The organism is Agrobacterium tumefaciens, from assembly GCF_005221325.1.
GTDB lineage: Bacteria > Pseudomonadota > Alphaproteobacteria > Rhizobiales > Rhizobiaceae > Agrobacterium.
Map to the genome: position 1 here is coordinate 1,315,697 of NZ_CP039888.1, position 22,005 is coordinate 1,337,701.

Genomic DNA, 22,005 nt, shown 5'->3' on the forward strand with positions numbered 1-22,005 from the left:
GTCGGAAGATATTATTTGACCTTCACGTAAAAGTCAATTTTTGCCCGTCTCACCTATCCGGAAATACCGTACCACCAGGTCGCGATCCCCAGAAAGGCGAAAAAGCCGACAATGTCGGTTACCGCCGTCACAAAGACTGCGGAGGAAACGGCGGGGTCAGCGCCAAACTTGTCGAGAACCAGCGGAATGAGAATGCCGGCAAGCGCCGCGGCCAGCATGTTGAGACACATGGCGGTGGCGATGATGCCGCCAATATGGATATCCTGAAACCATACCCCGGCAACGATGCCGATGGCGCAGCCGAACAGCATACCGTTCAGGATGCCCACCCCCGCCTCGCGCCGGATGATGCGGGCGGCATTGTGAATATCGAGGCTTTTGGTGGCGAGTGCCCGCACCGAGACGGTCATGGTCTGCGATCCGGCATTACCGCCCATGCCTGCCACCGCCGGCATCAGGATCGCCAGCGCAATGATTTGCTGGATGGTCGCATCGAACAGGCTGATGACGGAAGCGGAGAGAAAGGCCGTGAGCAGGTTGACGGCAAGCCAGGGCACGCGTGAACGAGAGGTGCTGACGATACTGTCCGACAGTTCTTCGTCACCCACGCCCCCCAGACGCAGCAAGTCCTCCTCCGCCTCTTCCTGGATGACGTCGACCACGTCATCGATGGTGAGAACGCCCACCAGTCGGCCGTTATTATCGACCACGGCGGCAGAGAGAAGGTCATATTGCTCGAAAAGCTGTGCTGCCTCCTCCTGGTCCATCTCGGCCGGAATGGAGTGGTTGGTCTCGTGCATGATCGTTTCGATCTTCACCTGACGCTTCGCGCGCAGCACCCTGTCGAGATCAAGCGCACCAACCAGCTTGAAGGTCGGGTCGATGACGAAGATCTGCGAGAAGGATTCGGGCAGCTCCTCTTCTTCGCGCAGATAGTCGATGGTCTGTCCCACGGTCCAGAACGGCGGCACGGCGACGAATTCCGTCTGCATGCGGCGGCCGGCGGAGCTCTCCGGATAATCCAGCGCCCGCATCAGCCGCACGCGTTCGGTAAATGGCAGCTGCGAGAGAATATCCTCGCGGTCCTCGTCGTCCAGGTCCTCGAGAATGTAGACCGCATCGTCCGAATCGAGCTCGCCGATACCGGCGGCGATCTGCTCGTTCGACATCTGGTCGACGATATCGAGACGGATACCCTCATCCACCTCGGTCAACGCCGTCATGTCGAAATCGGAACCCAGCAGCCTGACCAGCGCGTGGCGCTGTTCCGGCAGGATGGATTCCAGCACGTCGCCGAGCTCCGACTCATGCAGCCGCGCAACATTCTTGCGCAGGAAAAGCAGGTCGCGATCGGCGATCGCAGCGCCCACCATCGCCAGAAAATCGGAGCGAACGGACCCATCTTCCGCGTAAATATCGGAGAGCGCTTCTGCCGGCTTTACGTCATCGGGCGCGACAGGATCGTCGTCACGGTCTGTCATGTGGCGTCCCCTCGTATTAAAATGCCGCAGTGCACGTTCGCGGAGGCAGAATGGCGTTAAAAAGCATATTGTCAACAACCGGATAGGTGCAAATATCCATGCTCCGCTCGCACGGTATTAAATCCATTCGTCATTCCTCTTCGGCGCACCGGGCGCGATAAGGCGGCCTGCGGCTTATACCCTGATCAGCCCGTTGTCGCGGCTTAATTTACGACAACGCGCGCCCCCTTTACGTCGTTCCGCAACAAAGTTCAGGCCTTCCGTTTCGGCTTTTCCGCGTTGCACAATTAAGCATTGACAGCCGCCGTGGATCGGCGCTTGTGAAGATTATTTTGACGAATGACAAACCGTGGCCTGGTAGGCACGAATATGATTTCCGGGATAAGACAATTATGAGCAAGACGGATTTCTTGGGCAAGGCATCAGCCGCCGCCGGTGGCTGGGGTGCGTTGAAGAGTGTCGGCAAACGCCTTCTGGAATCCGGGGCGCCGATTTCCGGTGTCCGTACACTCCTAAAGACCAACCAGCCGGACGGCTTCGATTGCCCCGGCTGCGCCTGGGGTGACCCGGAACACGGCTCCTCCTTCGAATTCTGCGAAAACGGCGTGAAGGCCGTGTCATGGGAGGCGACCGAGGCCCGCGTTCCGCCCGATTTCTTTGCCCGCCACACGGTCTGCGAACTGCGCGGCTGGTCCGACTATGATCTGGAAAAACAGGGCCGCCTCACCCATCCGATGCGCTATGACCGGGCAAGCGACAAATACCTCCCCGTCTCCTGGGACGATGCCTTTGCCGAGATCGGCCGTATCCTCAACAGCCTCGACAGCCCCGACCGGGCCGAATTCTACACCTCCGGCCGCGCTTCCAACGAGGCGGCCTTCCTCTATCAACTGATGGTGCGGCTTTACGGCACCAATAACTTCCCCGATTGTTCCAACATGTGCCACGAGGCGAGCGGCGTTGGCCTCAATGCATCGATCGGCGTCGGCAAGGGCACGGTGCTGCTCGAGGATTTCGAACAGACAGACGCCATTTTTGTCATCGGGCAAAATCCCGGCACCAACCACCCCCGCATGCTGGGCGATCTGCGCCGCGCCGCCCTTCGCGGCGCCCGTATCGCCGTCTTTAATCCCATCCGGGAAAAGGGTCTGGAACGCTTCGCCGACCCGCAGGACAAGATCGAAATGATCACCGGCAGCAGCACGAAGATCGCCACCAACTATTACCAGCCGCGCCAGGGCGGCGACATGGCGGCGGTGCGCGGCATGAGCAAGGCGGTCTTCGCCGCCGACGATGCCGCAAGGGCGGCGGGCGAACCCGCCATTATCGACTACGACTTCATTGCCGAACATGCGGCCGAATTCGGGGCCTATCGCGCCGCGGTCGATGCAACGAGCTGGGAAAGCATCCTCGACCAGTCCGGCCTGACCCGCGCCGAGATTGAAGAAGCAGCCGGCATCTACATGAATGCCGGTTCCGTCATCGCCACCTGGGCCATGGGCGTCACCCAGCACCGGCACTCGGTCCTGATCGTTCGTGAGATCGCCAATTTCATGCTGCTGCGGGGCAATGTCGGCCGTCCCGGTGCCGGCCTTTGCCCGGTACGCGGCCATTCCAACGTGCAGGGCGACCGCACCGTCGGCATCGACGAAAAAGCACCGCCGGCGCTTCTTGACGCACTGGAGAAGGAACTCGGCGTCCCCATGCCGCGCAAACGCGGTCACAATACCGTTGAGGCTGTCGCAGCCATGCTGGATGGGAAGGCTCAGACCTTCATCGCACTCGGCGGCAATTTCCTGCGGGCGACGCCCGACAGTCCGCTGATCGTCAAGGCCTTCGAAAAGCAGAAGCTCACCGTCAACATCGCCACCAAGCTCAACCATTCGCATCTGGTGCCGGGCGAAACCTCCTTCGTGCTGCCCTGCCTCGGCCGCACGGAAATTGACCGCAATTCGACCGGCCGGTCGCAGATCGTCACCGTCGAAGATTCCATGAGCATGGTGCATGGTTCCGGCGGCATCAATCCGCCGGCCTCAGATGAACTTCGCTCGGAAGTCGCCATCATTGCCGGCATCGCCGAAGCGACGCTCGGCAATATCAATGTGAACTGGAAGGCGCTCGCTGATGATTACGATCTCATCCGCGACATGATCGAGCGGGTCATTCCGGGTTTCGACAATTTCAACGAGCGTGTCCGCGTCCCCCGCGGTTTTCATCTGCGCAACGCGGCTGCCGAACGGGAGTGGAAGACGCCGGCAAAAAAGGCCACCTTCTATAGTGGTCCACTGCCCGAGACGACCGAGCACCAACAGGCGCTGACTCGCGACAATCTCTTCGTGCTGCAGACCTTCCGCAGCCACGATCAATACAACACCACGATCTACGGCATGGATGACCGCTATCGCGGTGTCTATGGCGAGCGCCGGGTCATTTTCATGAATCCTGCGGATATGGAGGCGCTTGGCGCCCATTCCCGCCAGCGTGTCGATGTCATCGGCGAATATGGCGACGGGGTGGGACGCATCGCCAGGAACTTCCGTCTGGTGCCCTATAATATCCCGCGCGGCAGCGTCGGCGGTTATTATCCGGAACTGAACGTGCTGGTGCCTCTGTCGAGCTACGGCGAAGGCAGCTTCACGCCGACATCGAAATCGGTGCTGGTTTCCGTCCGCCTGCTCGCCGATGCCAAATGAGCGGGATGCCCGCTTGATGGATGAGGAACGATCTGCCGCCGCTTTTCTGGCGGCTGTGGAAAAAATCCAGCAATCGTCTCCAGCGCTGACGTCGACGGGAGCAGCAATTCTGCTCGCAATCCATCAGGACATCGCAACCGACAGCCGTAGCATCGCCAATCGGCTGGGGCTTGCACATGCCCTCGTTCTGCGCGAAATCACTAGCCTGTCGCCTCGCTTCCTGCGGGTGACGAAACGCGACACCCGCACCCAGCGCAGCTTTCTGGAGGTGACCGTGGAAGGACGGGCGCTTGCCGCCTCATCCTCTCGGATTTGAAACGAAGGAGAATTCCTTGGCAACAAGACCGATCCTGCCCTACCCCCATGCCAGTCTTTCGCAGATCTGCGCACCGGTTACGGCTTTTGACGATCATCTGCGGGAACTGGTCACTGATCTGATCGACACGATGCGCGCCGCCCCCGGCGTCGGCATCACGGCAGCGCATATCGGCGTGCTGCAGCGCGTCTTCGTGCTTGAACTGACGCCGGGAACCGTCCTGACCTACATCAATCCCGAAATCATCAGCCGATCCACGCAGGCCATGCGGCATGTGGAAGGTAGCGTCTCGATGCCGGGTTTCACCGACGAGGTCGAGCGGCCTTCTATGGTCGAGATAAGGTTTCAGGATATAACCGGCGCGGAACACGCCGAGACTGCAGAAGGATTCCATGCCATCTGCATCCAGCACGAGATCGACCAGCTTGACGGTATTTTCTGGCTGAAGCGCCTCTCCAGGCTCAAGCGCGACCGGCTGGTGAAGAAGTGGGAAAAATCCCAAAAACCGTGATGGTCAGCCGGTTATCGACAGCGCAAATTCCGCATTGCCCTTCAGCGTGTTACTAACGGTGCAGATATCCTCCGCCATATGAGCGATTGCGGCGCGGGTCGCTTCATCGAAACTGCCTGTAATCTCGATCCGGATATCGAATCGGAGAATACGATAGGGCTCGTCTGTGGATTTTTCGCCGGACACATCGACGGCAGCGCCTTCGAAGCGGTCAAGCACGCCCAACCGGCTTGCCGCAATCCGGGCGCTCAGCGCAAGGCAGGCGGCAAGCGACGAATAAAGAAGATCGATCGGGTTGAAGCCCGGCTCCGAGACACCGGTCACGATCTCCAGAGCACCGCCGGTTACCGTCGAAATCATCGGCCGGCCAAGCCGTCCGACTTTTGCCTTGGCGCCCACCGGCCTCAATTTCACTTTCGAACCATCCACCATCAAGGGAACCCAAATTTAATCGCGCGCAATCAACCGCATGGAACAAAAAACCGTCTGGCGCTTTTTATTCACACGACGGTGAACGACCGTTGGACCTTTATTTTACAGGGAGCTGGGACATATGGTTACATCTACGCTCGTCAGCATTCTTATCACCTTCCTGGTGATCGTGCTCGTCTTGTGGCTCATCGCGCGACTGCCGGTTGGCGGCGGCGCAAAACAGATCGCCCAGGTGATCGTCATCATTATCGGCATTATTTCGCTACTGAAATACCTCGCCGTCTTCTGATGTCCCGGCGGAGCAAAACAAAAAAGGCGGCGAAAGCCGCCTTTTTTGCGCAGTTTTCACTCGCCTGATCGCTACTGGCGAGGCTCGAACTGAAAGGCTTTCTTGACGGTAACGTCCCGAACGCTGCCAATGCCGAGAAACGGCGTATTGTCAGCATCGAAAATCGCCCTGCCCTTCGCCACGATCCACCGGCTCGAACCATCAGGCAGATCAATCTTGTAACGCTGATCGAAAAACACCCCCGTCGTGATGCTCTCAAAAATAGCCTGCGCCACCTGATCGCGCATTTCGAAATCGATTCTTTCGAGAATCTCCTCGATCGTCACCCCGCGTGACGCAACCTCCTGCGAAAACCCATGACATTCCGCAGTGACCGCATCCATGATCAGCCGGTTATCGGAAATGCTCCACATGTAATAGCCAAGCGCATTGTCTGAATCCGTTTTGTCCCCCAGCACGAAAACCTCCAGACATTTTTTCCTGACAAAAGCTAACATCAGACCTCTAATATTCCACCCCTTGTTTTTGTAGGGGGAACCGTCCGACTACTGCAGCGTGCATCGATATCCACCGAAATTTACTGGTCAACGGATTGAGGTGAAGGTTTTGAAGGAAGCAATAAATTCTGAGGAACCGTCGCAAAACCACGCGCCTGCACCTACATGGTTTGCGATGACATGCCTAAGGAGTTCAATATGCTGCGAACCGCCCTTACTTTTGGACTGCTGACCGCAACCGTCGTTTTGGCCGGGTGCCAGACTTGGCACAGTCCCTATCGAGGAAACGAGTGGCGGATGGATCAGGTCATGGACGGCGACCCCTATCGGGTCGGTGACGGACAGCGGGGCCGACGCTAGCCCGGCCTATCCATTCAATCCAGGCGGCGGCAAGGAATGATTGCCGCCCTGAAAGTATAGCGCGCCAGCTGCAATATAAAGCGAGGCGGCATGCGCATATTCGCACCAACCGACATTTCTGTCTCGCCGAATGCAGAGCTAACCGATTGGCTAAAAAAGAAAAAACCCGCCGAAGCGGGTTTCTTTGGTGCGGTCGAGAAGACTCGAACTTCCACGGGTTGCCCCACAGCGACCTCAACGCTGCGCGTCTACCAATTCCGCCACGACCGCATCGTGGTAGGCGTCGACTTGCGCCGACGGGGGTGCATGTAGCAAAAGGATTTTGGGTGCACAAGAGCGTCATGACAGTTTTTTGAAATTAAAAATCGCACTGCACCATCCTATATGCAGGAAGCCCGGAAATGCTGGGGTTGCGGCCTTGTCGTCATTTTGCGAGAAGGCTGTGGAAAGGACTTTTTCATGCTCACACGCACGGATATCGAGACAAATATGTTCCCCGCCGCCGGTTCGCCGCCCGTTCGCTGGCGAATCTCGGATGGTCTCATCCCTTATGGGCAGGCTGTCGCGGAGATGGAGCGTGAAGTTGCCGCCATTGCGGCGGGCGAGGCTGACGAACTCGTCTGGCTGCTGGAGCATCCGCCGCTTTATACCGCGGGCACCAGTGCTGACGTGGCCGATCTCATCGAGCCGGACCGTTTTCCCGTCTTCGCCACCGGTCGCGGCGGCGAATACACCTATCATGGGCCGGGGCAGCGGGTCGTCTACGTCATGCTCGACCTGAAACGCCGGCGGCAGGATGTCCGTGCCTACGTGGCGGCGCTGGAGAACGTCATCATCCGCACGCTCGACAAGATGAATGTCCGTGGCGAACGGCGCGAGGATCGCGTCGGCGTCTGGGTCAGGCGGCCGGAAAAACCGTTGCTTCCCGATGGCGGCATGGCCGAGGACAAGATCGCGGCCCTCGGCATCCGTCTGCGCAAATGGGTGAGCTTTCACGGGCTGTCGATCAATGTGGATCCCGACCTCACGCATTTCTCCGGCATCGTTCCCTGCGGCATCAGCGCCTATGGCGTCACCAGCCTTGTCGATCTCGGATTGCCGGTTATGATCAGCGATGTCGACGTTCTGTTGCGCGAGGCCTTCGAGGAGGTTTTTGGCCCGGCAGTGCCCGAAACCGGCGCAGGCGGCTGATCTCAGCGCAACCTTTGTCGCAGGCCGGTGTTTGATGCATCGATCACCATAAGAGGAGGAACGACCATGTTCACTACGTCCGCCTATGCCTGCGACGACGGTTCTTCGCCGATGAAGCTCGCAACCATCAAGCGCCGCGATCCGGGTCCGCGCGATGTCGAAATCGAAATCGAATTCTGTGGCGTCTGCCACTCGGATATCCACACGGCCCGCAGCGAATGGCCGGGCTCCCTCTACCCTTGCGTCCCCGGCCACGAAATCATCGGCCGCGTCGGTCGGGTGGGGTCGCAAGTCACCCGGTTCAAGACAGGGGACCGCGTCGGTGTCGGCTGTATCGTCGACAGCTGCCGGGAATGCGCAAGCTGCGCGGAAGGGCTGGAGCAATATTGCGAAAACGGTATGACCGGCACCTATAACGCGCCTGACAAGGCGATGGGCGGCGACGCACATACGCTTGGTGGTTATTCCGCCCATGTGGTGGTCGATGACCGCTATGTCCTCAATATTCCCGAAGGGCTCGATCCGGCGGCCGCGGCACCCCTGCTCTGCGCGGGCATCACCACCTATTCGCCGCTGCGGCATTGGAACGCCGGCCCTGGCAAACGTGTCGGCGTCGTTGGTCTCGGCGGTCTGGGCCATATGGCCGTCAAGCTCGCCAATGCCATGGGCGCGACTGTCGTGATGATCACGACCTCGCCAGGCAAGGCGGAAGACGCGAAAAAGCTCGGCGCACATGAGGTCATCATCTCTCGCGATGCCGACCAGATGAACAAGGCCGCCGCGAGCCTTGATCTCATCATTGATGCGGTTGCCGCCGACCACGACATCAACGCCTATCTTGCGCTGCTGAAACGCGATGGCGCATTGGTGCAGGTGGGCGCGCCGGAAAAACCGCTGTCGGTGATGGCTTTCAGCCTCATTCCCGGCCGCAAGACCTTTGCGGGCTCAATGATCGGCGGCATTCCCGAGACCCAGGAAATGCTGGATTTCTGCGCCGAAAAAGGCATCGCCGCCGAAATCGAGATGATCGATATCGATCAGATCAACGACGCTTATGAACGCATGATAAAAAGCGATGTGCGTTATCGTTTCGTCATTGATATGAAGAGCCTGCCGCGCCAGAAGGCCGCCTGACTTTTGAAGAGAGGGGCGGCATTCGGCGCCCCTCTCCTCGTTGACCTTCCGGTCGAAAGCACAGCCTGACATGAACAGCCAGACCGGTTTCAGCGACGTCGCCAAGGGCATGACCATCATGGCGGGCTGCATGTTCGTGTTGCCGGTCATGGATGCCATCGCCAAATACATGGCTGTCAGCGGCGGCATGTCGCCGGCGCAGGTGACCTTTTACCGATTTTTCTTCCAGGTGCTCTGCACCCTGCCGCTGCTGCTCGTGGTTTCGCCCACAGCGCTGTTCAGCGCGAAACGGCCGTGGATGAACTGCCTGCGCGGCGTGCTCCATGCCGCGGCCAGCCTGATGTTCTTCGCCGCCGTCAAATACATGCCGCTCGCCGATGTCTTTGCGATCTATTTCGTCGAGCCTTTCATGCTGACGATGATGTCGGCTCTCTTCCTCGGCGACAAAGTCGGCTGGAAGCGCTGGCTGGCAATCGTCGTCGGTTTTGGTGGCGCGCTGATCGTCATTCAGCCAAGCTTCGAAATCTTCGGCTGGACATCGCTTTTGCCGGTCGCCTGCGCTTTCCTCTACACGCTTTATCTGTTTCTGAACCGCGCCATCGGCAACGCCGACAGCCCGCTCGTCATGCAGACCATGTCCGGCATCGCCGGCACGATATTCATGGGCACGGTGCTTCTGACTGGCGATGCGCTGGGCGACAGGGATTTTACCATGTCGCTTCCGCAATCCGGCTTCGCGCTTGCCCTGCTCATCCTGCTGGGGTCGATATCCGGCTACATGCACCTGCTGATCGTCAGGGCCTTCCGACTTGCGCCGCTGTCACTGCTGGCGCCGTTCCAGTATTTCGAGATCATCTCGGCAACGGTTCTCGGTTATGCGCTGTTTTCGGATTTTCCCACCCCATCGAAATGGCTTGGCATCCTCATCATCGTCGCATCCGGCCTGTTCATCATCTGGCGGGAAAGCAAGCAGGCTCGGGCGAACCCGCCGCTCGACGCGCAATAACGGCCAAACGCTTTCAGGCGCCCGAGGGCTGTGGCCCTTCGTCGTGATGATCCTGCGCTTCTACCAGGCTGCCAAGCAGCCACAGCGAAACTTCTGCTGCCTCTCCCGCAGACTTGAAGCGGTATGAGCCGCTATATTTCGGCATATCGAAAAAGGTGACGACGAAACCATCGCCGGTTTCCAGGCTCTCGACCCGGATGCGCTCGGGATCGATCATCACACAGACATAGTGGGACCCCATGTTGCGCATGAAACCGGCCTTGTTGTCGTGCAGCCGCACGAAAGCCGCCCCGCCATCCGCCGTCATATGCAGGCTTCTGATCGCCTCACTGGGAAAGGCACGGGCGAAATCCATGATCGCCTGCCCCACATCATGGCTGCTGTCGTCCTCGGTTGCCCGCGACATACGCCAGGCATAAACGGCGAAGACCGAAAGCAGCACGAAAACGATAATCCAGATCGCCAAATTCATCCGGGACGCTCCCTCAGTACCGAAACTTCTCGATTCGCGACTCGAAACAACACGAACCCAATCTGGGTTCATAGAGCTCGAGGCTTGCGTGAAAGTGTGGCTCGCAGTGACAGGCGCCCTGCGATCAGAAACGCTTGAGGAAAGAGGCCTTCGCAAGCAGCCATTGCCGACGAAGCTGCGACACTTGCAGATCGCCGTCGAATACCCCTGCCCCCGCCTTTCTGGCGGCAGCAATGACCGGGCCGGACAAAGCGACGGGCAGATAGGCGGCAAAGAGATTTTTCGAGATCGTCGCACGTCTTGCCTTCTCGATATGATCGAGCGCATGGGCGGCGAATATTTCCACGGCAATGCCGATACGCTGCCTGTCCTGACCTGCAAGAAAGGTTTCACGATCAAGACCAGCCGCAGCCAGCATGTCGGCGGGAATATAGACCTGTCCGCGACGCCGGTGAAGCGGCATGAGCAGCAGCATGCCGGCCATTGCCTGGGCTACACCCGCATGTCCCGCCGCTTCCGCGCTTTGAGCGGCGTCATCAGCGGAAAGCACGAGGCTTGCCAGCTGGATCAGGGCCGAGGCAGTTTCGCCGGCGTAACCCTCAAGTGCATTGCGATCCTCAAACAGATCGTCATAGAGATCGAAGATACGTGCCTCGATCATATTGCCGAGCACCGGGCGCGGCAGGCGATATTGCTCGATCGTTGTCAAAAGCGCTGCGGCCACGGGGTGGGACTGGCTGTCACCGTGCGGATTGCCGTCAATGAGGTCACGCCACCATTGCATGCGCACCTCACCGGGCAGCGCATCGCGCACGGAATCGCGGATGCGGGCGATTTCAGCGTTGAATGCATAGAGCGCCGCCAGAGCATTGCGCTTGTCGGCAGGCGACAGAAGGCAGGCGAGATAGCGGTCACGATCGGTGTCGCGCAGCGTCGCGAGGCAGGCATCGAGATTTTCTGTGGGTTCCATGGTTCCCCGCGCGCGAAACGCCCTCAGCCTTCGACGGCAATCAGCGCCGCGGCGACGGCACGCGATTCCGAAAGCATGATATTGTAGGTACGGACGGCAGCACCCGTGCTCATCGGATCAACCGAAATGCCCGCCTCCTTAAAGGCGGCACGCAGTTCTTTCGGCAAGACCCGCATGCCGTCACCCGTACCGATCAGCAGCACTTCGATATCCTGCGCTTCCGACAGAACCTTTTCGAAATGCTGAAGCGTCAGTTCTTTCGCGTCAACCGGCTCCCACCCGTAAATGCCCGAAGGCAAAAGCAGAAGAGAGCCGCGATGCGACATGTCGGCAAAGCGGAAGCCGCCATTGCCATAGGCATCGATGGGCGCCCGGCCGGGAAAATGGGCCGGGCGTATTTCGATCCCGCCGGCCATCAGACGGCAGGCTTGCCGCCAATGGCATTGCCGGGTTTTTCATCCTTCTCGTCTTCCGCATCCTTGCTATCGGGACGCAGCTTGAAGGCGATCAGCACCGGAGCGGCAATATAAAGCGACGAGAACACACCGATACCGACACCGAACAGCATGGCGAAGGTGAAGGAGCGGATGACTTCGCCGCCGAAGAGATACAGCGACAGAAGGGCCAGAAGGACCGTCAGACCGGTGAGGATCGTACGCGACAGCGTCTGGTTCAGCGACGCGTCGATAATCATCGGCAGCGGCATCTTTTTATAACGCCTGAGGTTTTCGCGGATACGGTCATAGATGACGACGGTGTCGTTCAGCGAATAACCGATGATCGTCAGGATCGCCGCGATACTGGTGAGGTTGAACTCTATCCCCAGGAACACGAACAGGCCGATGGTGAAGACCACGTCATGCACCATCGAGATGACCGCACCGAGCGCAAACTGCCACTCGAAGCGCACCCAGATGTAGACCATGATCGCGCTCATCGCGAGCAGGATGCCGATCGTGGAGGTGAAGGTAAGGTCACCCGACACGGCCGGACCGACAACTTCAACGCGGCGGAAATCGTAGTTGGCTTCGAGTTCACCGCGCACCAGGGTGATGGCGGATTGCTCGGCATTTTCGCCACCGTCCTGCGCCTGGATGCGGATGAGAACATCCTGCGGCGTGCCGAAGTTCTGCGCCTGGATTTCACCGAGGTTGAGCTGGTTCAGGCGATCACGGATATCGGCCAGATCGGCCTCGCCCTGCTTGGCGCGCACTTCGATGACCGAACCGCCCTGGAAGTCGATACCAAGGTTCAGGCCCTTGCCGATGAAGCCGCCGATGCAGGTCAGCATGATCGCACCTGTTATCATGAACACTACGCGGCGATACCGCATGAAGGGAATGTCGCGGCCGTCGAACATAGCGGTGCGAACACCCTTCGGCAGGTGCTTCGGACGGCTGCGGCGAACCCAGTAGCCGAACATCCACGCCGTCAGCGTATAGGCGGTGAAGACGGTGGTGATGATACCGACCGCAAGCGTAACGGCGAAGCCCTTGACCGGGCCGGTGCCCATGTAGAACAGCACGCTCGCCACGATCAGCGTCGTCAGGTTGGCGTCGATAATCGTCGCAAAGGCGCGTGTGAAGCCGTTATCCAGCGACTGGATCAGCGGCTTTCCGCTCTTCACCTCTTCGCGTATGCGCTCGTAGATCAGAACGTTGGAGTCCACCGCCATGCCGATGGTCAGAACGATACCGGCAATACCCGGTAGCGTAAGCGTCGATCCGATCACACTGAGTACAGCGAGCAGCATGACGATGTTGACGATGAGCGCGATGTTCGCCAGCAGGCCGAAAAAGCCGTAGAAAACGAACATGAAGATAAGGACGCCGACCGCGCCGATGGCGCTTGCCACCAGACCGGCGGTGATGGAGTCGTTACCAAGGCTCGGGCCGACAGTGCGTTCCTCAACCACGGTCAGCGTGGCAGGCAGTGCGCCTGCGCGCAGGAGAACGGCGAGGTCGTTGGCGCCCTGAACGGAGAAACTTCCGGAGATCTGTCCCGAACCGCCGATGATCGGCTCACGGATCACAGGCGCGGAAATCACCTGATTGTCGAGCACGATGGCGAAAGGCTTGCCGACATTCTGCTGCGTCGCCTGCGCGAAGCGCTGCGCGCCGCGGCTGTCGAAGCGGAAGGTGACGACGGGTTCGTTGGTCTGCTGGTTGAAGCTCGCCTGCGCATCGACGAGATTGTCGCCGGATACGAGTGCGCGACGCTCCACCAGATAGGGAACCGGCGGATCGTCCTGCGAATAAAGAACTTCCGAGGTCGCGGGCGGACGGCCGTTCATCGCCTCCTGCACCGGCATTGTCGTGTCGACCATGCGGAAGGAGAGCTTTGCCGTCTGGTTGAGAAGCGATTTCAGGCGCTGCGGATCCTGAAGACCCGGAACCTGCACGATGATGCGGTCGGAACCCTGACGCTGGATGAGCGGCTCGGTGGTGCCGACTTCGTCAACGCGGCGGCGTACGACTTCAATAGACTGCGAGACGGCCGAGGACAGGCGGTAATCGATGCCCTCATCCGAAAGGTTGAGACGCAGCAGATTGTCGCCGCCGTCGCTCATCGTCACTTCTGTAATGGAACCGCCGACCAGCGTACCGGCGGACACCGGCAGCGTCAGATCGCGAAGCGCGGTCTTGGCGGCTTCCATCTGGGCGGGATCGCTGATGCGGACCTGAACCTGCTGACCGTTGCCGGTCAGGCCCGAGTAGCGGATATTGGCGTCGCGAAGCTGCGTGCGCACATCGCCCACGATCGTTTCAAGCCGTTCCTTGACAATGTCGGAACGCTCGATCTTGAGCATGATGTGCGAGCCGCCCTGAAGGTCGAGACCGAGCGTTACCTTGTTGTCCTTGTACCAGGCAGGCATGCCCTCCAGCTGTTTGTCCGTAAACAGGTTGGGAGAGGCGATGAAGACGCTTGCCAGCACAAGCAGCCAGATGAAGACTGTTTTCCAACGGGAAAAATGAAGCATTTCGATCTCGGTCAAGGTTGGGGGTCGCGCGGATAGCGCAACCCGTCAAAATTCGGAAGCAGGCATCGGTTGTCCGACAGGATCAGGAAGCGGCTTCTGTCTTGACCACTTCGCCCTTCACGCGCACTTCGGCGATATAAGCGCGAGCAGCACGGATTTTCACGCCTTCGGCGATTTCAACTTCGAGTTCATTGTCGTCGATGACCTTGGTCACCTTGCCAACGATGCCGCCGCCGAGAACGACCTGATCGCCACGGCGAATATTGGTCAGCGTTTCCTGGCGCTTCTTCATCTGTGCGCGCTGCGGGCGGATGAGGAAAAAGTACCAGACGACCATAAGCGGCGCAAACAGGAAAAGCATTTCCAGGCCGGAACCGAAGGCCGATGCGCCGCCCGCTGCGTCCTGGGCAAAAGCTTGACTAATGAACATATAAAACTCCTCAACGATTACAGCACGACCTCGTATGCCGCCCCAGCTTTCAAGCCGCCGGAATATAGTGGGGAACGCCGGGATTGCAACAGATGCAGGGCCCTCGCCGTACCGATTCCGGACCTCTTAACCTTTATGGGCCGGAAACACCATGCTAGGCCGGGCGCAAAACAGAGTTTTGAACACCAGACAAGCGGAAGAAACACCATGATTCGAGAAGAAACGGCATCCCTGCTTCTTTCAGAACTGCGCCGGCTCACCAATGCCGTGGAACGGCTGGCCGGACCGGCGCCCGCCGCAAACGACTGGAATGCGGCCGATTGTTTCGTCTGGGCACCGCTCAATTCCTTTATCCAACCCGTTCCCCGCCCCAACCGTATCGCGCTGAAGCTCATTCGCGGCGTCGATCACGTCCGCGACATTCTCCACGAAAACACACTGCGTTTCGCGGAAGGTTTTGCCGCCAACAACGTGCTCCTGTGGGGTGCGCGCGGCATGGGCAAATCCTCGCTGGTGAAGGCCGTTCACGAAGATGTGCGCGCCGCAAGCGGTGTCTCCCTGAAGCTTGTGGAAGTGCACCGCGAGGACATCCACACCCTGCCCGCTTTGCTGGATATATTGAAAGCCTCCGGCCACCGCGTCATCGTCTTCTGCGACGACCTCTCATTCGACCATGACGACACGGCCTACAAGTCGCTGAAGGCGGCACTCGACGGTGGCATCGAGGGCCGGCCGGACAATGTCCTCTTTTATGCGACCTCCAACCGCCGTCACCTTCTGCCGCGCCACATGATGGAGAACGAACAGTCGACCGCCATCAATCCATCGGAAGCGGTCGAGGAAAAGGTGTCGCTGTCGGACCGTTTCGGCCTGTGGCTCGGCTTCCACAAATGCGGCCAGGAAGACTATCTGACGATGATCGACAGCTATGCCGAGCATTTCGATCTGGGTCTCGACCGTGAGACCTTGCATCACGAGGCGCTGGAATGGGCGACGACCCGTGGCGGACGCTCGGGCCGCGTGGCCTGGCAATATATTCAGGATGCCGCCGGCCGCCTCAGAAAACCGCTCGACAGATAACGCCACCGTGACATCAGGCCAAACGCGGTGTCGTTACGGCCACACCGCGTGTCGTATTCCCGAACGCGACATCTCCCGCCAAATGGTTTGCTACGCCATGGAGTCATTCTGCCCGCGGAGGAGCTGGCAGGCACGGTGTTCAAACCACGGAGGAGATGGATATGAGCAGGAACAGAGGCGTCGTCTACATGCGGCCGGGTCAGGTCGAAGTCCGCGACATCGACGACCCCAAGCTTGAGGCACCGGATGGCCGCCGCATCGAGCACGGCGTGATTCTCAAGGTGATTTCCACGAATATTTGCGGCTCCGACCAGCACATGGTGCGCGGCCGCACCACCGCGATGCCGGGCCTCGTTCTTGGCCATGAAATCACCGGTGAAGTCATCGAAAAAGGCATCGACGTCGAGATGCTGCAGGTCGGCGACATCGTCTCCGTGCCGTTCAACGTCGCCTGCGGCCGTTGCCGCTGCTGCAAGTCACAGGATACCGGCGTCTGCCTGACGGTGAACCCGTCGCGCGCCGGCGGCGCTTACGGTTATGTCGATATGGGCGGCTGGATCGGCGGACAGGCCCGCTACGTCACTATCCCCTATGCCGATTTCAACCTTCTGAAATTCCCCGATCGCGACAAGGCGATGTCGAAAATCCGCGACCTCACCATGCTATCAGACATTCTGCCGACCGGCTTCCATGGCGCGGTCAAGGCAGGCGTCGGCGTCGGCTCCACGGTTTATGTCGCAGGCGCCGGCCCGGTCGGTCTTGCCGCTGCCGCCTCCGCCCGCATTCTGGGTGCGGCCGTCGTCATGATCGGCGATTTCAACAAGGATCGTCTCGCCCACGCGGCAAGAGTAGGCTTTGAACCTGTCGATCTTTCAAAGGGAGACCGGCTGGGCGACATGATCGCCGAGATCGTCGGCACCAACGAGGTGGACAGCGCCATTGACGCCGTTGGCTTCGAAGCACGCGGCCATTCCGGCGGCGAACAGCCGGCCATCGTTCTCAACCAGATGATGGAAATCACCCGCGCCGCCGGCTCCATCGGCATTCCCGGCCTTTACGTCACCGAAGACCCCGGCGCGGTCGATAATGCTGCAAAGCAGGGCGCCCTGTCGCTACGCTTCGGCCTTGGCTGGGCGAAGGCTCAGTCCTTCCACACCGGCCAGACACCGGTGCTGAAATATAACCGCCAGCTCATGCAGGCCATCCTGCACGACCGCCTGCCGATTGCCGATATCGTCAACGCCAAGATCATCGCGCTTGATGATGCCGTGCAGGGATATGAAAGCTTCGATCAGGGCGCGGCCACCAAGTTCGTGCTTGATCCGCATGGCGATCTCTTGAAGGCCGCCTGACATAGCCGACAATTCTTCCAGGGAATGAAAGCGCTCGCGGCAATCTTGTCGCGGGCGTTTTTGCTTAGTCTCCATGTCTCCGGCTGGCGATATTACGTTTCGCTTTTGGCAAGCGCATTGAGTGCGGCGATCGCTTCCGCGGAGAGATACGGCCTGAACAGGCTGGAGACCTGCTGCAGCCCCCACTCCAGCTGCTGCGGTCCAAATTCGCTGACGCCTTCCTGCAGATTGAGATAGGCCGCCCAATAGGTGGAGACGATCCACAGATTGGTCAAAACCGCGTCGCGCTCGCTTTCGGGAATGGTCATCAGCCCCGCTTTCTGCATGCGCCCGATGATGTCTCCGACGGCAAGCCGCATCGCGGCACTTATCGTCCTGACCGGCTCCACCAGCCCCGGCGCAAGCGCGACCAGACCGACGAGATCGCGAAACAGAAAGCGGTAATTCCACACCAGCGAGAACCATTGCCGCAGGAAACCGGCATAGGTCGCCGCCGCCCCCTCATCCGCCCCATCGATGGTTGCGACCATTGCCATCGCATCGGTCTCGAAACGCGCAAACAGGGCAAGGACCAGCAATTCCTTAGTACGGAAATGGTAATAGAGATTGCCCTCGTTGATCTTCACCGCTTCGGCAATCTCCGCCGTCGTCACGCGGTCTGGCCCCCGCCCGTTGAAGAGAGCGAGAGCGACGTCCAAAATCCTGTCGCGCGTGGAAGATCGAGCGCGCGCCGGTCGTTTCGCATCATTGCTCATTATCGAAATTGCATCCCGCTATTGAAATTTAAGGTGTGCACCTTAAATTACCCAAAATAAGGTACACACCTTAACAGCAAGTTGTCATTGTTCAACGGGCATAAAGGACCTGCAGATGACCGACACCGGCCTTCGCACCCCGTCCACCGATATGATCGGGACGCAACCCGTATCGAAACTCGCCACGGCGCGTCTCGCCCTTTCCCTTATCCGCAATCCGTTGAAGGCATTGCCGCCGGAGATTTTCAGCGAACCGGCGGTCTTTACCCGCCTCGGCGGTATCCTGCGGGTTCACCTGGCCGATCCCGCGCTGATCCACGAAGCTCTGGTGAAGAATGCCGCTCTGCTCGGCAAGGGTGAGGATGTACGCCGAGCACTTGGGCCTGCCCTTGGCCAGGGCCTTCTGACAGCCGATGGCGATCACTGGAAATGGCAAAGGCAATCCGTCGCCGCCGCCTTCCGCCATGAAAAGCTGCTGGAGTTGCTGCCCGTCATGATCGAGACGGCACGGCGCACGGAAACGCGCTGGCGCTCGCCTTCCATCGGCGACATCGATATCGGCCATGAAATGATGCGGACCACCTTCGACATCATCGTCGAAACCATGATGTCCGGCGGACATGGCATCGATATCGGCCGCGTGGAGCAGAGCATTACCGATTATCTGAAGCCGACCGGTTGGACCTTCGCGCTCGCCATGCTGGGTGCGCCGGAATGGTTGCCGCATCCGGGCCGGCGCAAGGCGCGCACCGCGGTCGATTATCTGCGTACCAGCCTTGCGACCGTGATTGCCGGACGAAGGCGGAACCCCTCCGACAGGGCCGATCTCGTCTCGATGCTGCTGGAAGCCAGGGACCCGGAAACGGGCCGCATGATGAACGACAGGGAAATCATCGACAATCTGCTGACTTTCATTACCGCCGGCCATGAAACGACCGCGCTCGGCCTTGCCTGGACATTTCACCTCCTGTCGCAAAACCGCGAGGTGGAACGAAAAATCGTCGAGGAAATCGAAACCGTCACCGCCGGCAAGCCGGTCATGGCGGAACATATCGCCAGCCTCGGCTACATCAGACAGGTGTTTTCTGAAGCGATGCGGCTTTACCCGCCTGCCCCTGTCATCACGCGCACCGCGTTGCAGGACTTCAGGCTCGGCGAACACGATATTCCGGCCGGAACCGTTCTTTATGTGCCGATCTATGCCGTGCACCGGCACACTGCGTTGTGGGAAGAGCCTGAACGCTTCGACCCGTCACGCTTCGAACCCGAAAAGGTGAAGGCGCGTCATCGTTACGCCTACATGCCCTTTGGCGCCGGGCCGCGCGTCTGCATCGGCAATGCTTTCGCGATGATGGAGGCCGTGGCGATCCTTGCTGTTCTGCTCCAGACGATGCACCTGGAAAACCGGACCACGGCATCGGCAGAGCCGCTGATGCGGGTGACATTGCGACCGCAGGAGCCGCTGATGATGCAGATCACCCAGCGTCAAAACAAATCGCCCGCGGTGTAAACACCACGGGCGACTGTTTTATTGAATGCGAAAACCCATCCATCACCGAATGGTGACGATCAGAGATCGACGTCCAGGATCGCCATGGAGAAGTTGTACGAGCGGTCGCCGTCTTCGTCATCGATATAGACGACGCCGAGAAACTCTTCGCCCATATACACTTCGGCGGAATCATCCTTGCGCGGACGCGCCTTGACGATCATCTTCTCGTTGAAGGTGCGCTTGAAATAGGCGTCGAGTTTTTTGATTTCGTCGGCTTTCACCACTATTCTCCTGTGCGGTTCGCGTTGGGCCGCTTTTGGCATGGGACAAAGGCGAAAGTAAAGTGAAAGCGGCACATCGCCCATGTCTTTCCCATGGACGAGTGCAATATTCACGGCCTCTCAGATATCGGCTCCGATAAGCTGATCCATCAGACGCGAGGGTTCGGAACACCCTGCTTCTCCCACCACCCGCGCCGGCACACCGGCAACCGTGGTCTTGGGCGGAACGGGTTTCAGCACCACGGAACCGGCGGCAATACGCGAGCAGCTGCCGATCTCGATATTGCCGAGAATTTTCGCGCCAGCCCCGATCATCACGCCATTGGCGATCTTCGGGTGGCGGTCCGCGCCTTCCTTGCCGGTGCCGCCGAGCGTCACACCGTGGAGAATGGAGACGTTGTCGCCGATGACAGCCGTCTCGCCGACCACCAGCCCAGTGGCATGATCAAGGAAGATGCCCTTGCCAATGCGCGCGGCCGGATTGATATCCGTCTGGAAGATGCTCGATGAGCGGCTCTGCAGATAAAGCGCCAGATCCTTGCGGCCCTTTTGCAGCAGCCAATGGGCGAGCCTGTGGGTCTGGATCGCCTGGAACCCCTTGAAATAAAGCAGCGGCTCCATGAAGCGCGTGCAGGCGGGATCGCGGTCGTAGACGGCCTGGATATCGACGCGCAGCACGCTTCCCCATTCCGGCCAGTCCTCCAGCATGTCCTGGAACGTCTGGCGCAGAAGCACGGCCTGGATGTCGGGATGATCGAGGAGTTCGCAGATACGGTAGATCACACAGTCTTCGAGAGACCGGTGATTGAGGATCGTCGAATAGAGAAAGGCTGACAGCAGCGGGTCCTGCGCCGCAGCGCTTCGGGCCTCGTTCAGCAGGCTGCCCCAGATCGGATCGACGATCGCCAGCTGTTCAGGCTGACGGGCCTCTATACGTGCGACCATGAATGGTCTCCTCGTTTGCAGTGGTCATTCTTTATACAAAAAAAGACGCGCATTAGAAATGGGATTCGAACGACGACTTTAAAGACGGCAATGCTTCAGTTTTTCTTCATGCAGCATGAAAAACCGTTTCTTGCCATCAGGCTCAGACAGAGCGGTAAAACTCCAGCACCGCTGCCTTGAACACCCGGTCGCCAACGGCCAGCATATGGTCGCGGCCGGGAATGTCGATTGCCCGCGCATGCGGCATGATCGCAGCAAGCTCCGCACCCGATCCGGCGATGTCGTCCTTCGTTCCAACCGCGATCAGCGTCGGCGCATCGATCTTTTCGACCTGTTCGCGGGTCACGAGAACCCGCGATGTCTCGATACAGGCGGCGAGCGCCAGCCGGTCGCTCTTCGTCTGGTCGGCAAAGGCGCGGAACATGCGGCCGCGCTCATGGGTGACGACGTCGAGCGAAGGGGCAAGCAGCGCCTCGGCGATCGGATCCCAGTCGCCCACGCCTTCCACCATACCGATGCCGAGCCCGCCGAAGACCAGCGAACGCACGCGCTCGGGATGGGCCATGGCCAGAAAGGCGGAAATCCGCGCGCCCATGGAATAGCCCATCACATGCGCTTCCGCGATGCCGAGATGATTGAGCAGCGCCACCGCGTCTTCCGCCATGACCGAGGGATAATAGGCTTCGGAATCATGCGGCTTGTCGCTTGCGCCATGGCCGCGATTGTCGATGGCGACCACCCGGTAACCCGCCTCGCCCAGCGTCTTCACCCAGCCGGGATGCACCCAGTTGACATTGGCGCTGGAGGCAAAGCCATGGATCAGCAAAACCGGATCACCCGCCGGATCACCCTCGTCGAAATAGGCAAGGCGAAGGCCGTCATGGGAAAAATCAGAAAATTGCGGCGTGTTGAGATTCATCAAGGACATCCTTTTTGCCGGACCATATGGCAGGAAAGCGCAAGATTGAACATGTTTTGCTGACGATTTTTATGGAGATGCAATGCGTTTGAGGCTACATATCCGCAACGACGAGCCGATGCGAGAAGACGGATTGCGGCTCGATAACGATATTGCATTTGGAGACGAACATGGCCGGGCATTCCATTCCCCACTTCCAGAACGATGGCGGACACAGCGTGATCGAGATCGGCGTCAAGGAATTCATGTGCACCGGCGCTTCCGTGCCCTTCGATCATCCGCATATCTTCATCGATATGGGCGACGACAATGAGAAGGTCTGTTCCTACTGCTCCACCCTTTACCGTTACAATCCGTCGCTGAAGGCCGAGCAGACCAATCCTCCGGGCTGCGTCTTCCATGTGAAGGCCGCCTGACCT

23 protein-coding genes and 1 tRNA gene are annotated in these 22,005 nt (G+C 59.5%); 11 read left to right on the forward strand and 13 right to left on the reverse strand.

From position 1 onward, the window contains the following. Nucleotides 1-53: 53 nt before the first annotated feature. The gene (mgtE, locus tag CFBP5499_RS06900; RefSeq protein ID WP_080825069.1) at nucleotides 54-1,481 is read right to left on the reverse strand and encodes a magnesium transporter; all 1,428 of its coding nucleotides are present in this window, start codon (nucleotides 1,479-1,481) and stop codon (nucleotides 54-56) included. Nucleotides 1,482-1,873: 392 nt separating this feature from the next. On the opposite strand from mgtE, the gene CFBP5499_RS06905 reads away from it, so the two are divergent. Genes CFBP5499_RS06905 through CFBP5499_RS06915 form a run of 3 tightly spaced genes read left to right on the forward strand, consistent with a single transcriptional unit; the run spans nucleotide 1,874 to nucleotide 5,001 of the window. Next, a complete protein-coding gene (locus CFBP5499_RS06905) occupies nucleotides 1,874-4,174 on the forward strand; it encodes an FdhF/YdeP family oxidoreductase (RefSeq protein ID WP_130932437.1) in 2,301 nt (766 codons plus the stop codon). 16 nt (nucleotides 4,175-4,190) lie between these two features. After that, nucleotides 4,191-4,490, forward strand: coding sequence for a hypothetical protein (locus tag CFBP5499_RS06910; RefSeq protein WP_175416642.1), 300 nt, complete (start codon nucleotides 4,191-4,193; stop codon nucleotides 4,488-4,490). 16 nt (nucleotides 4,491-4,506) lie between these two features. Beyond that, nucleotides 4,507-5,001 carry a peptide deformylase gene (locus CFBP5499_RS06915; protein ID WP_080825066.1) on the forward strand — a complete coding sequence of 165 codons (495 nt, stop codon included), beginning with the start codon at nucleotides 4,507-4,509 and terminating at the stop codon, nucleotides 4,999-5,001. A 3-nt stretch (nucleotides 5,002-5,004) separates the two neighbouring features. On the opposite strand, the gene CFBP5499_RS06920 is transcribed toward CFBP5499_RS06915, so the two are convergent. Continuing rightward, a complete protein-coding gene (locus CFBP5499_RS06920) occupies nucleotides 5,005-5,433 on the reverse strand; it encodes an OsmC family protein (protein WP_080825065.1) in 429 nt (142 codons plus the stop codon). Between the two features lie 121 nt (nucleotides 5,434-5,554). Between CFBP5499_RS06920 and CFBP5499_RS06925 the strand changes: the two genes are divergently transcribed. Then, a complete protein-coding gene (locus tag CFBP5499_RS06925) occupies nucleotides 5,555-5,722 on the forward strand; it encodes a Thivi_2564 family membrane protein (protein WP_003502827.1) in 168 nt (55 codons plus the stop codon). 71 nt (nucleotides 5,723-5,793) lie between these two features. Here the strand turns inward: CFBP5499_RS06925 and CFBP5499_RS06930 are convergent, their stop codons facing one another. Together CFBP5499_RS06930 and CFBP5499_RS06940 are read right to left on the reverse strand one after the other, a co-directional pair. Continuing rightward, entirely contained in the window at nucleotides 5,794-6,219 is a 426-nt protein-coding gene (locus CFBP5499_RS06930) for a PAS domain-containing protein (RefSeq protein WP_080825064.1), read from the reverse strand. Nucleotides 6,220-6,764: 545 nt separating this feature from the next. Further along, nucleotides 6,765-6,849: transfer RNA gene (locus CFBP5499_RS06940), tRNA-Leu, on the reverse strand. 189 nt (nucleotides 6,850-7,038) lie between these two features. Between CFBP5499_RS06940 and lipB the strand changes: the two genes are divergently transcribed. From lipB to CFBP5499_RS06955, 3 genes are all read left to right on the forward strand, one after another. Then, nucleotides 7,039-7,770, forward strand: coding sequence for a lipoyl(octanoyl) transferase LipB (gene lipB / locus CFBP5499_RS06945; protein ID WP_130932436.1), 732 nt, complete (start codon nucleotides 7,039-7,041; stop codon nucleotides 7,768-7,770). A 66-nt stretch (nucleotides 7,771-7,836) separates the two neighbouring features. Continuing rightward, nucleotides 7,837-8,904 (forward strand): NAD(P)-dependent alcohol dehydrogenase, encoded by a 1,068-nt coding sequence (locus tag CFBP5499_RS06950; protein WP_080825063.1) that lies wholly within the window; start codon nucleotides 7,837-7,839, stop codon nucleotides 8,902-8,904. 70 nt (nucleotides 8,905-8,974) lie between these two features. Then, nucleotides 8,975-9,910 carry a DMT family transporter gene (locus CFBP5499_RS06955; protein WP_175416643.1) on the forward strand — a complete coding sequence of 312 codons (936 nt, stop codon included), beginning with the start codon at nucleotides 8,975-8,977 and terminating at the stop codon, nucleotides 9,908-9,910. A gap of 13 nt (nucleotides 9,911-9,923) precedes the next feature. On the opposite strand, the gene CFBP5499_RS06960 is transcribed toward CFBP5499_RS06955, so the two are convergent. The 5 genes from CFBP5499_RS06960 to yajC all read right to left on the reverse strand — a co-directional run bounded on the left by CFBP5499_RS06960 (nucleotide 9,924) and on the right by yajC (nucleotide 14,762). Continuing rightward, on the reverse strand, nucleotides 9,924-10,382 hold the full coding sequence (locus CFBP5499_RS06960) for a hypothetical protein (RefSeq protein WP_080825062.1): 459 nt from the start codon (nucleotides 10,380-10,382) through the stop codon (nucleotides 9,924-9,926). A gap of 124 nt (nucleotides 10,383-10,506) precedes the next feature. Continuing rightward, nucleotides 10,507-11,352: a phytoene/squalene synthase family protein gene (locus CFBP5499_RS06965; RefSeq protein WP_080825061.1), complete on the reverse strand. Its 846-nt coding sequence runs from the start codon at nucleotides 11,350-11,352 to the stop codon at nucleotides 10,507-10,509. 23 nt (nucleotides 11,353-11,375) lie between these two features. Further along, nucleotides 11,376-11,768, reverse strand: a complete 393-nt coding sequence (locus CFBP5499_RS06970) for an Mth938-like domain-containing protein (RefSeq protein ID WP_080825060.1) — start codon at nucleotides 11,766-11,768, stop codon at nucleotides 11,376-11,378. Beyond that, nucleotides 11,768-14,332 (reverse strand): protein translocase subunit SecDF, encoded by a 2,565-nt coding sequence (gene secDF, locus CFBP5499_RS06975; RefSeq protein WP_080825059.1) that lies wholly within the window; start codon nucleotides 14,330-14,332, stop codon nucleotides 11,768-11,770. Before secDF ends, CFBP5499_RS06970 begins: the two co-directional genes overlap by 1 nt. Before the next feature lie 82 nt (nucleotides 14,333-14,414). After that, nucleotides 14,415-14,762, reverse strand: coding sequence for a preprotein translocase subunit YajC (gene yajC, locus CFBP5499_RS06980; RefSeq protein WP_003524964.1), 348 nt, complete (start codon nucleotides 14,760-14,762; stop codon nucleotides 14,415-14,417). Nucleotides 14,763-14,969: 207 nt separating this feature from the next. On the opposite strand from yajC, the gene CFBP5499_RS06985 reads away from it, so the two are divergent. Next, complete coding sequence (locus CFBP5499_RS06985) at nucleotides 14,970-15,842, forward strand: ATP-binding protein (RefSeq protein WP_080825058.1); 873 nt, start codon at nucleotides 14,970-14,972, stop codon at nucleotides 15,840-15,842. 161 nt (nucleotides 15,843-16,003) lie between these two features. Further along, nucleotides 16,004-17,194: a formaldehyde dehydrogenase, glutathione-independent gene (fdhA, locus tag CFBP5499_RS06990; RefSeq protein ID WP_080827328.1), complete on the forward strand. Its 1,191-nt coding sequence runs from the start codon at nucleotides 16,004-16,006 to the stop codon at nucleotides 17,192-17,194. 92 nt (nucleotides 17,195-17,286) lie between these two features. Here the strand turns inward: fdhA and CFBP5499_RS06995 are convergent, their stop codons facing one another. Next, a complete protein-coding gene (locus tag CFBP5499_RS06995; protein ID WP_080825057.1) occupies nucleotides 17,287-17,949 on the reverse strand; it encodes a TetR/AcrR family transcriptional regulator in 663 nt (220 codons plus the stop codon). 115 nt (nucleotides 17,950-18,064) lie between these two features. Here CFBP5499_RS06995 and CFBP5499_RS07000 point away from each other — a divergent pair, with 115 nt between their 5' ends. Then, on the forward strand, nucleotides 18,065-19,459 hold the full coding sequence (locus tag CFBP5499_RS07000) for a cytochrome P450 (protein ID WP_080825056.1): 1,395 nt from the start codon (nucleotides 18,065-18,067) through the stop codon (nucleotides 19,457-19,459). Nucleotides 19,460-19,518: 59 nt separating this feature from the next. Here CFBP5499_RS07000 and CFBP5499_RS07005 read toward each other — a convergent pair whose 3' ends face one another. From CFBP5499_RS07005 to CFBP5499_RS07015, 3 genes are all read right to left on the reverse strand, one after another. Then, the gene (locus tag CFBP5499_RS07005) at nucleotides 19,519-19,722 is read right to left on the reverse strand and encodes a DUF3126 family protein (protein WP_080825055.1); all 204 of its coding nucleotides are present in this window, start codon (nucleotides 19,720-19,722) and stop codon (nucleotides 19,519-19,521) included. A 120-nt stretch (nucleotides 19,723-19,842) separates the two neighbouring features. Further along, nucleotides 19,843-20,667, reverse strand: coding sequence for a serine O-acetyltransferase (cysE, locus tag CFBP5499_RS07010; protein ID WP_080825054.1), 825 nt, complete (start codon nucleotides 20,665-20,667; stop codon nucleotides 19,843-19,845). Nucleotides 20,668-20,809: 142 nt separating this feature from the next. Then, nucleotides 20,810-21,586, reverse strand: a complete 777-nt coding sequence (locus CFBP5499_RS07015) for an alpha/beta fold hydrolase (protein WP_080827327.1) — start codon at nucleotides 21,584-21,586, stop codon at nucleotides 20,810-20,812. Between the two features lie 170 nt (nucleotides 21,587-21,756). Between CFBP5499_RS07015 and CFBP5499_RS07020 the strand changes: the two genes are divergently transcribed. After that, nucleotides 21,757-22,002, forward strand: a complete 246-nt coding sequence (locus CFBP5499_RS07020; RefSeq protein ID WP_003495891.1) for a zinc-finger domain-containing protein — start codon at nucleotides 21,757-21,759, stop codon at nucleotides 22,000-22,002. Nucleotides 22,003-22,005 lie beyond the last annotated feature (3 nt).

Coding starts and splice junctions, on each gene's coding strand:
- mgtE (WP_080825069.1), bottom strand. CDS start 1,481: ATGACAGACCGTGACGACGATCCTGTCGCGCCCGATGACGTAAAGCCG.
- CFBP5499_RS06905 (WP_130932437.1), top strand. CDS start 1,874: ATGAGCAAGACGGATTTCTTGGGCAAGGCATCAGCCGCCGCCGGTGGC.
- CFBP5499_RS06910 (WP_175416642.1), top strand. CDS start 4,191: ATGGATGAGGAACGATCTGCCGCCGCTTTTCTGGCGGCTGTGGAAAAA.
- CFBP5499_RS06920 (WP_080825065.1), bottom strand. CDS start 5,433: ATGGTGGATGGTTCGAAAGTGAAATTGAGGCCGGTGGGCGCCAAGGCA.
- CFBP5499_RS06925 (WP_003502827.1), top strand. CDS start 5,555: ATGGTTACATCTACGCTCGTCAGCATTCTTATCACCTTCCTGGTGATC.
- CFBP5499_RS06930 (WP_080825064.1), bottom strand. CDS start 6,219: ATGTTAGCTTTTGTCAGGAAAAAATGTCTGGAGGTTTTCGTGCTGGGG.
- lipB (WP_130932436.1), top strand. CDS start 7,039: ATGCTCACACGCACGGATATCGAGACAAATATGTTCCCCGCCGCCGGT.
- CFBP5499_RS06950 (WP_080825063.1), top strand. CDS start 7,837: ATGTTCACTACGTCCGCCTATGCCTGCGACGACGGTTCTTCGCCGATG.
- CFBP5499_RS06955 (WP_175416643.1), top strand. CDS start 8,975: ATGAACAGCCAGACCGGTTTCAGCGACGTCGCCAAGGGCATGACCATC.
- CFBP5499_RS06960 (WP_080825062.1), bottom strand. CDS start 10,382: ATGAATTTGGCGATCTGGATTATCGTTTTCGTGCTGCTTTCGGTCTTC.
- CFBP5499_RS06965 (WP_080825061.1), bottom strand. CDS start 11,352: ATGGAACCCACAGAAAATCTCGATGCCTGCCTCGCGACGCTGCGCGAC.
- CFBP5499_RS06970 (WP_080825060.1), bottom strand. CDS start 11,768: ATGGCCGGCGGGATCGAAATACGCCCGGCCCATTTTCCCGGCCGGGCG.
- secDF (WP_080825059.1), bottom strand. CDS start 14,332: ATGCTTCATTTTTCCCGTTGGAAAACAGTCTTCATCTGGCTGCTTGTG.
- yajC (WP_003524964.1), bottom strand. CDS start 14,762: ATGTTCATTAGTCAAGCTTTTGCCCAGGACGCAGCGGGCGGCGCATCG.
- CFBP5499_RS06985 (WP_080825058.1), top strand. CDS start 14,970: ATGATTCGAGAAGAAACGGCATCCCTGCTTCTTTCAGAACTGCGCCGG.
- fdhA (WP_080827328.1), top strand. CDS start 16,004: ATGAGCAGGAACAGAGGCGTCGTCTACATGCGGCCGGGTCAGGTCGAA.
- CFBP5499_RS06995 (WP_080825057.1), bottom strand. CDS start 17,949: ATGAGCAATGATGCGAAACGACCGGCGCGCGCTCGATCTTCCACGCGC.
- CFBP5499_RS07000 (WP_080825056.1), top strand. CDS start 18,065: ATGACCGACACCGGCCTTCGCACCCCGTCCACCGATATGATCGGGACG.
- cysE (WP_080825054.1), bottom strand. CDS start 20,667: ATGGTCGCACGTATAGAGGCCCGTCAGCCTGAACAGCTGGCGATCGTC.
- CFBP5499_RS07015 (WP_080827327.1), bottom strand. CDS start 21,586: ATGAATCTCAACACGCCGCAATTTTCTGATTTTTCCCATGACGGCCTT.
- CFBP5499_RS07020 (WP_003495891.1), top strand. CDS start 21,757: ATGGCCGGGCATTCCATTCCCCACTTCCAGAACGATGGCGGACACAGC.